The sequence below is a fragment of the Shewanella sp. T24-MNA-CIBAN-0130 genome (assembly GCF_040310185.1).
GTDB classification, from domain to species: domain Bacteria; phylum Pseudomonadota; class Gammaproteobacteria; order Enterobacterales; family Shewanellaceae; genus Shewanella; species Shewanella psychromarinicola.
Genome location: NZ_JBEOPP010000047.1, coordinates 24,814 through 36,865, shown reverse-complemented (window position 1 = coordinate 36,865; position 12,052 = coordinate 24,814). Strand labels below are relative to the sequence as shown.

Annotated in this window: 10 protein-coding genes and 2 pseudogenes; 3 read left to right on the top strand and 9 right to left on the bottom strand. The window is 37.6% G+C overall.

What is annotated here, in order from left to right:
- Positions 1 to 206: 206 nt before the first annotated feature.
- From AAEZ02_RS16635 to AAEZ02_RS16590, 9 genes and pseudogenes are all read right to left on the bottom strand, one after another.
- Positions 207 to 1,295 (bottom strand): helix-turn-helix domain-containing protein, encoded by a 1,089-nt coding sequence (locus AAEZ02_RS16635; protein ID WP_351124071.1) that lies wholly within the window; start codon positions 1,293 to 1,295, stop codon positions 207 to 209.
- Positions 1,296 to 1,300: 5 nt separating this feature from the next.
- The gene (locus AAEZ02_RS16630) at positions 1,301 to 1,900 is read right to left on the bottom strand and encodes a hypothetical protein (protein ID WP_351124068.1); all 600 of its coding nucleotides are present in this window, start codon (positions 1,898 to 1,900) and stop codon (positions 1,301 to 1,303) included.
- A 303-nt stretch (positions 1,901 to 2,203) separates the two neighbouring features.
- Positions 2,204 to 3,616 carry an IS4 family transposase gene (locus AAEZ02_RS16625; protein ID WP_124013708.1) on the bottom strand — a complete coding sequence of 471 codons (1,413 nt, stop codon included), beginning with the start codon at positions 3,614 to 3,616 and terminating at the stop codon, positions 2,204 to 2,206.
- A gap of 319 nt (positions 3,617 to 3,935) precedes the next feature.
- Positions 3,936 to 4,090, bottom strand: a pseudogene (locus AAEZ02_RS16615) (IS4 family transposase); the annotation flags it as partial.
- 294 nt (positions 4,091 to 4,384) lie between these two features.
- Positions 4,385 to 5,356, bottom strand: a complete 972-nt coding sequence (locus tag AAEZ02_RS16610; RefSeq protein ID WP_351124065.1) for a retron St85 family RNA-directed DNA polymerase — start codon at positions 5,354 to 5,356, stop codon at positions 4,385 to 4,387.
- A gap of 121 nt (positions 5,357 to 5,477) precedes the next feature.
- Complete coding sequence (locus tag AAEZ02_RS16605; RefSeq protein ID WP_351124062.1) at positions 5,478 to 6,428, bottom strand: retron St85 family effector protein; 951 nt, start codon at positions 6,426 to 6,428, stop codon at positions 5,478 to 5,480.
- A gap of 329 nt (positions 6,429 to 6,757) precedes the next feature.
- Positions 6,758 to 7,090, bottom strand: a pseudogene (locus AAEZ02_RS16600) (IS4 family transposase); the annotation flags it as partial.
- 122 nt (positions 7,091 to 7,212) lie between these two features.
- Positions 7,213 to 7,341 (bottom strand): hypothetical protein, encoded by a 129-nt coding sequence (locus AAEZ02_RS16595; protein WP_267898633.1) that lies wholly within the window; start codon positions 7,339 to 7,341, stop codon positions 7,213 to 7,215.
- Positions 7,342 to 7,576: 235 nt separating this feature from the next.
- Complete coding sequence (locus AAEZ02_RS16590; RefSeq protein ID WP_351124058.1) at positions 7,577 to 8,644, bottom strand: nuclease-related domain-containing protein; 1,068 nt, start codon at positions 8,642 to 8,644, stop codon at positions 7,577 to 7,579.
- Between the two features lie 731 nt (positions 8,645 to 9,375).
- Between AAEZ02_RS16590 and AAEZ02_RS16585 the strand changes: the two genes are divergently transcribed.
- The 3 genes from AAEZ02_RS16585 (at position 9,376) to AAEZ02_RS16575 (ending at position 11,894) form a co-directional block, all read left to right on the top strand.
- On the top strand, positions 9,376 to 10,248 hold the full coding sequence (locus AAEZ02_RS16585) for a hypothetical protein (protein WP_351074592.1): 873 nt from the start codon (positions 9,376 to 9,378) through the stop codon (positions 10,246 to 10,248).
- Positions 10,245 to 10,967: a hypothetical protein gene (locus AAEZ02_RS16580; protein ID WP_351074590.1), complete on the top strand. Its 723-nt coding sequence runs from the start codon at positions 10,245 to 10,247 to the stop codon at positions 10,965 to 10,967. Before AAEZ02_RS16585 ends, AAEZ02_RS16580 begins: the two co-directional genes overlap by 4 nt.
- Before the next feature lie 261 nt (positions 10,968 to 11,228).
- On the top strand, positions 11,229 to 11,894 hold the full coding sequence (locus AAEZ02_RS16575; protein ID WP_351074588.1) for a hypothetical protein: 666 nt from the start codon (positions 11,229 to 11,231) through the stop codon (positions 11,892 to 11,894).
- Positions 11,895 to 12,052: the final 158 nt, after the last annotated feature.

The following is a 12,052-nucleotide window of genomic DNA, read 5'->3' as shown; positions in this document are numbered from 1 at the left end:
ATGATTTTTTTGATGAGGAAAGATCTGCTTATCGTTAAATTCGGCAAATAGTGGCGCTTTTAGACTGGCGTTAACACCAAGCTTGCTTGATTATCTAAGAGCGACTCAGTAACGTGTTGTTTTATAATGAATGGCTAGATTTATTGCTTGAAGAGATAAAGGCCAAACTAATATGGCCTTTTAAAAATACCTGAATGCCTAACTTCTTATACGGAACGTAATCGCGCTTGAGGGAGAACTAAGTTATATCTACTTTTCAAAATAGGTCGGCTCAACCCACTGTCTTTCAATAATTTTTCAAGAGTGTGGTTATCTAATAACTCAATCGCTCGTTGAAGCATTTTAGGGAACTCATCAGCCATTAACTCATCACCTCTTTCAATCTTAGTGAAGCCATTTCTAGCTAAGTATATATAACCAGATTTTGCTTTCTCATTAGTAACGAGTCCTAGTGCTTTAGCTCTATAGAGAATAGATTTGAGACTTACTCCCCAGCGTACCTTCATATCTATCATAGCTTCCCAATTAAAATAAGTACCCCTGACTTTCGGGAACTCTGCTATAAATGAACTTCGTGGAATTAAAAAAGCACTAGCGAAATTATTAGCTTGTTGCTCGGTAGTTCTGCATCCAGTTTCCATACCTTGGTGCATGATTAAATGACCTAACTCATGAGCAAAGTCGAAACGTAAACGTCCAAGGCTTTGTTTGGCTGTGTTTCTAACGATAAGCGGCCTAGATGTATATATTGAGAATGCATCAATACGTTCATCTGCGTCAGCCAAATTGACTACAAGACAACCTAAACTTTCGAGAAGTTTGATCATATTAGATATTGGTCCAAATCCAAGACCCATTGCTTTTCTTGCTCTCTCAGCGAGAAGCTCAATGTTTTTCACTGAATTAAACTCTTCGTCTTCAGCTGTAATAATATTTACTTCTGGAAAGCCTATTTCTTCCTCTATAGCTGACACAAAATGACTATCAAGCATCTCAACTTGGGCCATGATAGTTTTTTTGAGAGTCTGAGTAGAGGAGCGCAGGCTTCTGAAATGGCACTGTTCCGCTTCAATTGTCTTTACTCTTGGCTTATAAAAGAAAGTACTTTTTACTGATAACAACTCGCTCAGAAGCTCAACTTGAGATTCTGATGGATTCGAATTATTTTCAAGGCGTGAGGCATACTGCCTTGTAACGTCTAAAGCTAATCCTATTTCTGCCAAAGATAAACCAGCTGCCATACGGGCCAGTTTTAATTGTTCACCGTTAAAGTGACTAACGGCTATATAGTTCATTATTTTTACTCATTAGATTGATTTTTTTGCTCTTTTCTCTTACGAACAGTGAGAACTGGTTCATCGATTTCAATTGATTCTGGAATATTATTGATAACAGGACCAGTGATAACAGATTCATACGCCCAATGACACATCGCATTTTCATTACTATCAAAGCCTAAAAGTGAAATTGCAGGTGAGTAGTCAACCCCATTTGACATAGGATTTAAATAGAAACGCCATATCAAAGGTACATCATTGCTGTGGTCTTCTAGATCAAAAGAAATCTGGAAGCGTTCAACAGAATTACGCTTTAAACGGTGTGATTTACGTGGTGAAATTGGATCATCAACAACAAATTGAACAAGAGTTTTACCAATTCTCGCGGTATAGTCCATAGTCTGATTTGCTAATGTAAGCCAAGGGTAGTTATCATCTTCATGCATAAGGATTAGCATGCCTTGAGGGAGGCCATAATTTGCAGTCCCTCTGAACCATGCTGTTGCATTTGGGCTCTCAGAAAAGCTATGCGCTTCATCGAGCACATCTAATAGTTTGCTACTTATGGTCTGAAGGCGATCTTCAGTTAAATCACTGGTATAGAATTCGGGTTTTTCAGTCATATATATTCCGTATATTGGGTTAAATTATGCAAAAGTTGTGAAATGTAAACCCATTCTATGCTAAAAGTTAGGTTTGTCAACTTAGCTTCTAAGGTTATATACAGTAGTAAATAGCTATTTTCTTTCTGGATTTACTGGCGTTAGTGGGGTCGGACCCTGAGGGATCCCCACGAATTTAATAGCATGCTTGTGGATCCTTGATTAAATCTTGTAGCGTCTTGATCCCTGTTAGCCAGTTAGACTTCAGCAGCCTCAAATAAAAGTGGGGGCCAGAGTCCCCCTGTGTCAGGATCTGTCTCTTGATCACATCTCCTGTTGTTGCGCTTGCATAAATCGAGCACCTTCTAGCAGTTGGCTCAGTGAAAACCAACCTTTCCATAGAGCTTCCCAACCAACAACACCAGTTTGCTTACTGTCGTGCCATCCGCCTAATTTGGCAAGTGCATAATAAGCCCAATGTAATGAAGGTGTTGTGTTAGGTGCTTTTTTGGTTTCAGTCTTTGACCACAACAACTTCCATTCAAGAAGATTGAAAAATTTGTCGCAACCAATTGATTTTGCATTATCTTTATCGACAACAAGCTCGCGTAACTGGAGAAGTCTCACTGCAATAAATGCTGTTATTACAATGATCTTTTCTAGGTTATTTCGCGTTTGCATGCGAAACGACTCAACTTGAGTGCCTGCTGACTTCCACGCTTTATGGAACTCTTCAACTCGCCATCTTAGTTCATAAAATCTAACTATCCTTAGTGCATCAGAAGCACTATTTATTGGTTCGCCTGTATACAATTTCCACGACAATGGACTTGCTCCACTTGGTGGTTCAATCTCGTTGCAACTTATCACTGTTAAATTCATACCACCAAGTTTCTTGTGTTTTTTAGGCGGATAAATAGTAATGTAAGCATAACGTACGGCTACTTTTGCAATGCGTGCTTTTCGGCCTCCTTTTTGCTTTATCTTAACCGAATATGAAGCTTCACTAGATTGATTTTCAATGTAGGGACTTAGTTTATCGCCGTCTGTATTCACAACCCGCTCATGCTTGGCTCTCACTACAAACCGTTGATTATTTGTTGTTTTATAATCAATATACTCAAACATATCAGATTCTCGATCACAAACGCTTATGATATTATCCATCACATCTGCAAATCGGGTACTCATTTCTTCCGACGAGCGTTGCCATTTATAACTTTCTTTCGTTTCGTACTTGCGGCGTTTTCTGTCGTTAGCAGTACCAAAGTTTTCATCTTTTCTGCACCAACGATGCTGCGCACCCAAGCCAATAGTATGCTCTGTTTCTGCATCGACCATAAGGACAGTGTGCGCTAACATCCCTTTAGAAGAGCTTTGTTTATATGCGCCAGTATGTCCGAGCTCTTTAGTCACATTGTGTCGGTAACACAATGTTGATGTATCTTCTAGCGCAAGGATTGTATTTGACAGTGTTAGTGCAGGTAACAGCGATTTCAAACCGGCGGTAGCGATGTTATCAGCGTCAACTTTATCATTACGAAGAAAGCGATATGCGCCTTCAATAGAGGCCTGTGAGCCAGACGCGTTCACAATAGAACTTCCTATGTTACTCGCCATTTGATGACTTATTTTTATCAGGCGTTTAGTGCGCCGTACATCACCTAATTCAGCATGTTTAAACAAATGACTAGCCCATTCTTCAGTGTCTTTTATCAGCATCATAATTAAATTCAATCGGTGTTTTCGTTATAACTGATCTGATCGACTGATATAAATAAAGTTCAATTGAAGCCTAATTTATTTGTGTATAAGAGTGCCAACTACCTTGAAAAACACCGAGGATACCTTCCATCGTAAATCGATGCTCTTGCTTGTTATAAACTCTATCATCAAGCAGAATAGCTTTTAGCTTCGACCACATCTCATCAGTGAGCATTAATCGGGGCATGGTAATCTCGTTGTATTTGTTTTTGGCGAAGTAAATTATACGAGATTACCTTCTTCGCACAAAATTCAAACAAAGATCAACAGCCCCTAGCCATTAATTTGTTATTTTTTCCTTCGCTTTGTTAGTTATGTTACGGCCGAGTCCCGCGATAGAAAGTGGACCACCATTCATTGAGCTTTCAATGGCAGCAAACAAACTGTTTTGTGCATTAATGGAGTGGCAAGTGAGAGGCATTTTGATAAAACGTGTTTAGCATTCATGGTATTTACTCGTGGTAATATTTGTTTGGCGATAAATTTGATCACCAAATGCCATGAATGTTCCTCATTTTTTAGCCTATCTCATTATTTAAATACATTTTTTTGTGGGGATTCGTCAGACTCTGACCCCATTTATTGAGTTTTTATTTATGTATCTTAATCGTTTCGGGGCTTTATCATGGATGACGAGAAAGTGTTGTTTTATCTATCCGCTGGGAAGATAGTGCAGTTATTATCAGAACCCTTGCTTTTAGTTGGAATTTATTTTTTATTTTTTTAACCAATATATAGAACTTAATTTTTTTTGATTGCAGGGATTAAATTAAAAACTTCAGAGTCAGGAAAAATCTTTTTTAGTGTTCTAATATATTTAATTAATCGGGCATAATTCGTTGTATCTACGCTTTTTATGTAAGCAAGCCAACCGTTTATGTGCGCGAGTTTAGATGGATCAGATTGAAGCATTGTATAAATTTCAGCGCGCATCTTTCGGTATTCTTCGCGACCAATTCCCACACCATTCGCCGATACAATTAGTCCAGTAACTTCTTTTCGTTTTCTGGTACCACAAAGTTTTGTTTTTTTATGGTTAATTGAAAAGCCTTCATCTAACACTATCTTTTCTATCATAGGCTTTGCTTTTCTTATTTTCGACTCGTTAAAAGCAGATAATGTTATGTCATCAGCATACCTAGTATACATAATACCTTTTGAGCCTGCGTAGCCTTGTATTCGTGAGTCTAAGCGTTGACATGCCAAATTTGAGAGTTTCGGCGATGTTGGTGCGCCTTGGGGAAGTCGGCCCTTAAATGTGCATAAACTGGTCAGTTTTTGGCTAATTAATTTGTTATAACCTATAGAATGAAAGATGCTGTATACATGCGATGCAGGAACGGAATGAAAGAAATCTTCTAGGTCAATATTTAATAAAATATGGGCACCAATATGAGGGGCGGCATTACTAAGGATTGATTCACCAATTTCAAACCCTTTAGAGTTTTGAGATGAATTTAGTCTATACAGAATTTTTCTTAAAATCCAAGACTGGGCAGCTTTCATTGCTCGAGAAGGTTGAGCTATTTCTCTTTCACCACCACTTTTTTTGTCTAAAAAATATACTCTGTAGTGTTCGTTTGATTTAAATACTAGCGTTTGAACGAGGCCAACAGATAGACGCATTTGGCTAGCAAGTTCGGCAAGATTAGTAATAGCAGGTAAGCCAAGATTTTTGAGCTGGCTTAGGTTGTTTGTATATTGTGAACCCATTTAAAATTACGCACCTTTACGTCACAAGTTCGCATTTAGAACTTGCGAGTCAAAAACGGAGTTTTTGCGAGCAAGAACTAAATGAGCTATTCATCTGGTTTTGTTGAAGGATAGCGAATCACTACCCAGTTGCTTTATTGATAGTTTCAAAAAACAACTCGCTAAAGGTGCGTTGGCTCATCCTATCATAGTTAATTCCTGATTTTCCACGGTTTTGGAAGTTCATGAGCTCAACACGTACTAAATCTAGTCTGTGATCGGTAAAAATAGACATAATATGCTTTTCACCACTACTAGTAATATCGTAACCATTAGTAGTTTTCATTATCATTCGCTCTGATTGTAACTTAGTTAATGCAGAGCGGGTTGCTATATCTGACATTACCTCATCTTGTTCTGTAGCAATTTTAAGTAGTTTTTTTAGACTTAAAAAATCAATTTTTTCAACTAGATATATACATGGTAGGATGAAGTTCTGTGCTTCTAAAATATTTGTAACATTCTTTTTGACAGGATTTTTATTTTGAATCTTTGTTATTGAATCTGATATCAGCCTAAAAGTTTTAGTGCTCTGTTTTGGGCAATCTAAGCGATCATAGTCGAGATGAAATACTTTTCCGGTTGATGAGGCTTTTATCAGTCTATTTGGACCATAATTCAGGAAGCTTCTTTTATTTTTAAATTTTTGGTTTGAAATACATATTATTTTATCTACTAAATTAGGATTACTAGAAAATGCTCCCAATTCAGCAAATGACCCAGGACTTTCAGGTAGCAGAATAATCGCGTCTACTGAGTTTGCTAAAATATTCTCTAGTGCAAGTAAACTATGCTGGCCTTGGCCAGCTAGTAGATCATCAAAAAGACTCTCCGGATAGAGTATTTCATATTGGATGCGGCTTTGTTGCTGTGTGAGAAGTTTTGCTACCTTTGAGCGACCTTTTGTTTTGTCTTTGATATCAGCACCACATAGAAAAATTGTTCTCTTTCTTTGATATACAGGAACATAGATTCTTTCTTTGATGACGCTCGCAATGTCAGCGAGTTGTGATACTGAAAATTTTTTAATCACCATATGCTCCTAAATCACGTTATTTTTAGATTCTAACACTATATCTACTGCTTAGAGTATGATTTAAAATTGAATTGAATTAACTTTGCCCGCCATTATTAAATCTTGAATTTAGTGAGGTAATATAGGGATCCCCAGGGCCAAAGTATACTTTCAGCCCCACTTATTTACCTTTGCTATTCACACCAAGTAACTCAACATATAAGTGAGCTCAGAGTAAAACTTTTACCATCTATAGAATTTAGTGGGGTCAGAATTTAGCAATTTAAGGAATTTAAAGGAATTTAAAGGAATTTAGTGGGGTCAGTGTCTGAGGGATCCCCACGAATTTAATAGCATGCTTGTGGATCCTTGATTAACGATTGTAGCATCTTAATTCCTGCTAGCCAGTGAGACTTCAGTAGCCTCAAAGACTTATCTTTGTAGGCCCTTAATCCTATAAATTGGTTTGAGAGCACGTTGCGATGCTTTATTGAGTTAGCTTGATATTGCCTGTGCTTATCAGCTGATTTTACTGCCAAACCAAGCAGGTAAAGTATAAATTGTGATAAGCAAGCTATCAGCAGGAGTACGCCTAATTTACGGTGAATCCTTGTTCCGCTATCATTCATTTTCAACCCTGTTTTAACATCTCTAAAACTCTCTTCTATCTGTAAGTAAGTGGGGTCAGATCAAACTTTTACCTCACTATTTATAGTATCTGTGAATTTAGTGAGGTCAGTGTAAACTTTCTGTCTGGGAATTAAGCGATTTTACAAATAGTTTATAATGCTACTATTTTTCTCTACTTCCAAACATCAGGATTTTGATATTTTTTATTAACGGGTTGTTCTATATCGCCATGTTCTAGTTTGTGTAATTCATTAGAATAGGCTTCCTCAATTTGAGTCAATTCTTCTTCTGAACATGGCATTAGCGAGCAACCACAATAGCGACACTTTTTAGCCTCGATTTTTATACCCTCAGCACATTCAGGACAAATGCGGCATCGTTGTACTGTAGATTTTGCTAAATGTAGGTCACTCTTCTTTTTATTGCTAAAAACAGCTCTCATAGCGAAATAAATAACAGCAAATCATATTATCCAAAAAAACATCTTAATAACTCCTAAAAACTTTTAAGTCGGGCACAGAGTAAAATTCTACCATCTAAATTATCTGCTTTTCAAACCCACAATCCACACAATTCAATGTGTAGGTTTCTTTGCGCTTGGTGACTTTGGTATTTTTACTCTGGCATTGTGGGCAGGGTAATTTCATTGATGTATTTTTGCTGCATTGATTGCAGTTGATGTAGTAACCGAACTTGCCATACATCGGTGTATATTGTGTTGATTCACCGCAATATTTACAGTTTAGTATTGGTAGTTGGTCTGGCGCTAATGTGTTTACTGGTAAAAGCGGTGCAAGTGTTGCCACACTTGCACCATTAGATTGAACTAGATGATTAGTGGGCGCTAACACTGGTTGAAGTTCTGGTTTAAGCTCTGGCTCAAGCTCTAGTGTGTTTGCTATCGCTTGGGTTTGCTTTAGTTGTGCCGGAGCAGTGTCAACTTGCTGAGTATTTGAGTCGATATGTTGGCTAATAAGAAATTGGCCGATTGAATTGAGTTCTCGTTGGCTAAAGTCTGGACGGGTGTCGGTGACGCTGACCAAGCGGAGCAGTTTGTGTTTAAGGTTCATGATATTTTTGAGTTCATCGACCAAAAACTCAGTTTTATACAGTTTGTCCGAAATCACTTTGGGCATGGTTTTTCTGTCGATCACAGCATTACTGGATACCGCACATAAATAGTGCCAACAGCGTCCATTGAAGCCTTGCTGCTTTATACCCAGTAACTTACTTAATATGTTATTTCTATGATGCATGAACATTTCTTTTAACAAGGCTTGTTGCAGCTCAACTTGCTTGATGGGCGAAGACATACCTGACCATTGGCTGTTATAGCTGCGTGTCCATTCACCCTGGTTGTTCACTTTAACGTGACCTTTTATACTTTTTGATTCAATTAGCACAAAACCATAGGTATACACGATCAAGTGATCGATTTGAGCCGTTTCATCATTAAAACTGAATTTGAAGTCGTTGATAACCAGTACTTCGGGGTTGTCTTTAAACGCACGGCGTAAGAAAAAAGCCACATCCTGTTCTTGTTTTTGACCAGCAATCGTTTGTGGCGTTTTGGTCATTTGCAGTGTTTTAGTTTTAAGAATCATTTATCAACAGCATCCATTCATAACTTGATAATAATCAGACTCATAATACCTATGATGCCGATAAAAAAGCCAGTGTTTAATTTTAAAAGCCGCAATAGGCATAAGTGGGGATCCCTCACGGGCAGAGTAAGCTTTCTTGCTGGTCTAAATCGGTAATAACTGCGTTGCTTCACCACTCACTTAGTTGATTGATCAAAGCTGAAAAGCTGAACTTCGTGGTAATTTAGTGGGGGCAGGGTAGAAAAATGAGAATCCCTCTGGCTCGAACTCGGGTGTTTTCAATGACGCAGGCTTCGTTAAGAGCAGAATAAATTCATTCTAAACTCATCATAAATAATTATTTATGATGGAAAATCTATCATTTCTGATTATTTAACCTGCTCGGTAATTCAAGTATATTCTATCTATTAATTTTCAGCCTATTTGGTAAGTATTAAATAGTTAAAGGCCTAGTTCTCTTGTCTATTTGACGTTAGATATGGCTATTATTGGCTGGCATAATACAAAAAAGTCCACTATATCAATTACCATCCCTTTATTTATCAAACGAAATAATCTTTTGATGTGCTATTGACTACGGAAGCGCCTTAAAAGTTAGTCTTGAAAAGGCTAATAAACGAACATCAAATAGGTTTTTGAGTTTTTAGGTCTCGTTTAGATGCACACTAATGGGTTACAGATTTTATAAGTCAGTTCTAATTAAAACGTTTAGACATTTACAAGGAGTAACAATGGCTAAGTTAGTAATCACTCAATCTGTAGGATTGGGCGGTGTAAACACACCGAATGATGTAAAAGCCGTGCAGGTAGCACTAAATAATTTATTAGGACTCATACCGCCCACAAGAAAATTGGCTGAAGACGGCAGATTGGGTGCTCGTCCAGAGAATTCAAAAACTGTAGCTGCGATTAAAATCTTTCAAAGTAAATCAGTTGCCATGGTTCGCCCTGACGGAAAAATAGATACTAACGGTCGCTCACATCGTAAGTTTAATGAAAAATTAAGCGCAATCGCGATGGCAGCAGTAGTACCTATTTCTGGTTCACTGAAAGTGATTTTGAAGAAAAACCTAGAGAAATATGAAGGGCGTGTGCCGCATATGTATTTAGATACTGTCGGTAAAGTCACTGTAGGTGTTGGGCATATGATGGTTGATGTTCAGGCTGCTCAAAAGGTACCTTTTGTGGTTAGTAGCACGGGAGTGCCGGCAACTGCTAAGCAGATTGAAGATGAGTTTAATGTAATACAGAAACGCCCATTTGGTAAAGCGGAAGGCTCTAAACGTTTCAAAGCATTTACCTCATTAGTACTAACAGATTCAATGATTGATAATCAAATTCAAAAACACATTTCCAGTTTTGAAATTGAGCTAAAACGTATTTATGGAGCTACTGAATTTGCGGCGTTTCCCAATGATGTTAAATTGGCATTGTTTGATATGATATTTAATTTAGGAATGACTAAGCTAAAAAATACCTTTCCTAATTTTAATAGGCACCTCAAAGCTGGTTATTTTAAAAGTGCCTCTCTAGAATCTTCACGTACAAAAATATCGGATGAACGTAATGCTTACGTTCGTAATTTATTAGGTAATGCAAAATGATAAAAAAAATTGCTCTGTTAGGTGCGTTAATTTTTGTAAATATAGCCTGTGCGAGTAACGAACAGTTCATAGATCCAAGTTATAGTGAACATAATAAGACAAATGGCTATTTTACGGAGCCAGTCATAGTAACAACTTCTGCCGAGATGGTTAGAGCATTAGCACTGCCATGGTATTTCTCTGACAATATGAGACATGACAACGGTAAAGTTGTTGATGTAAATAGTTGCGCCTCAATGATTGAATTAACAACACAAGGCTATTCAGCGTTGAAAGCGAATGAACAAGAAATGTTTGATGCGATGTTTCATATTTGCAAAACGTGGCAGATCATGGCTGATTTTAAGGCTTCGAAACAGTCTTTCCTCGGAGATATCGAGTTTAATAAAGCTTTTGCCGACATAACGCCACCTCAATTAGCATTGGTCATATCTAGAGATGATGAACGTCGTCTTGCTAAAGCGGCTAACTGGGAAGATATGAGCCAAATTAAGAGTGTGGAAAAGCTGAATAATGAACAGACTATTTTTGTCGATTCTACAGGCGGCAGACAAAAAATAACATTAATGGCAAAAGGCGATTATAACGGCGATGGTATTGAAGATGTGTTGTTTTATATGGAAAACAGTGTAGAAGGTGGGAGTTACTCCTCTGTGTACGCTTATGTATTAACTCGTCTATCTTCAGATGCCTCTTTTACCTTGTTAAAGCAATGGTAGTAAAACTAGCCCCATTTGATAGGGCAAGTGTTTAGCTGAATGATATTATTTTTTCTTCAGTCGAAGTTAAGCTCAGTATTTCATCACACTAATTTAACGTTTGCATTCTTGATAGTAAGCGATTTTGAATACTAATAAAGTGTTAGATTTAGAGTTTCATTTCATACAGTCTTCCTACATTGCCAATTTAAATTTATGATTAATATCAAGATGGTAAGAATAATAGCGTTAATAATTTTAGTTGTATTAGGATTGGGTTGTGTGAATGCAACTGGAAATATAGCACCATTATTACCATTAAATGCAGGTGAGTTTTTCCTAGAACAAACAAGGGAAACACACAATGCTGATGACTTCAAACTTTTACATAAAGACATATGGGGTTATGAAACAGAGCTGAAACATAATCACCATAAGAAGTTAACGGTTAATACCTGCGCAGATTTAGTTGCGAGTATAGATTTAGGGTATGAAGCTTCGCAGTCTGCGGATTATGGGGCCGTTATAATAGATTATAAAATATGTAAGTCATGGCAAGAATTATCCCTGTTTAAGCCGTCGCATCAAAGCTACCTTAGTGTTGTTAATTTGGACAAAAACTTTGCCAAACGTGTTCCGCCGCAATTAGCTTTAATTATCTCGAAGGATGATGAGCGTCGTCTGGTTGTAGCCACAAACTGGGATGAAATGAGTCACATCGTGAAGGTTGAAGCCATCGATGAAACTAGCGCAATTTTTGTTGATAATTCTGGAGGATCGCAAAGGCTTAATATAAGAGCTAAAGGTGACTATAATGGTGACGGTATTGAGGATATGCTTTTGAGCACCAGTAATACCGTCGAAGGTGGGAGCTACAATTCAGTCGATTACTTCATTCTTACGCGTCTATCTTCAGAAGCATCTTTTACCTTGTTAAAGCAATGGTAGTAAAACTAGCCCCATTTGATAGGGGCTAGTTTTTGATTTTACTATTATTTGCGGGTGATTTTGTCCAGATACCCATGGCAAAGGCCGATAACACAAAAGTGATGTGGGTCAAGATAAATGGCCTTACAGAGATAACGCTTTCAAAACATCACTTCGAT

Bases quoted from the DNA above. Each gene is read 5' to 3' on its own strand.
- AAEZ02_RS16610 (WP_351124065.1), bottom strand. From the start codon at position 5,356: ATGGGTTCACAATATACAAACAACCTAAGCCAGCTCAAAAATCTTGGC.
- AAEZ02_RS16635 (WP_351124071.1), bottom strand. From the start codon at position 1,295: ATGAACTATATAGCCGTTAGTCACTTTAACGGTGAACAATTAAAACTG.
- AAEZ02_RS16630 (WP_351124068.1), bottom strand. From the start codon at position 1,900: ATGACTGAAAAACCCGAATTCTATACCAGTGATTTAACTGAAGATCGC.
- AAEZ02_RS16595 (WP_267898633.1), bottom strand. From the start codon at position 7,341: ATGCCATGTTCAGAAGAAGAATTGACTCAAATTGAGGAAGCCTATTCT.
- AAEZ02_RS16585 (WP_351074592.1), top strand. From the start codon at position 9,376: ATGGCTAAGTTAGTAATCACTCAATCTGTAGGATTGGGCGGTGTAAAC.
- AAEZ02_RS16580 (WP_351074590.1), top strand. From the start codon at position 10,245: ATGATAAAAAAAATTGCTCTGTTAGGTGCGTTAATTTTTGTAAATATA.
- AAEZ02_RS16590 (WP_351124058.1), bottom strand. From the start codon at position 8,644: ATGATTCTTAAAACTAAAACACTGCAAATGACCAAAACGCCACAAACG.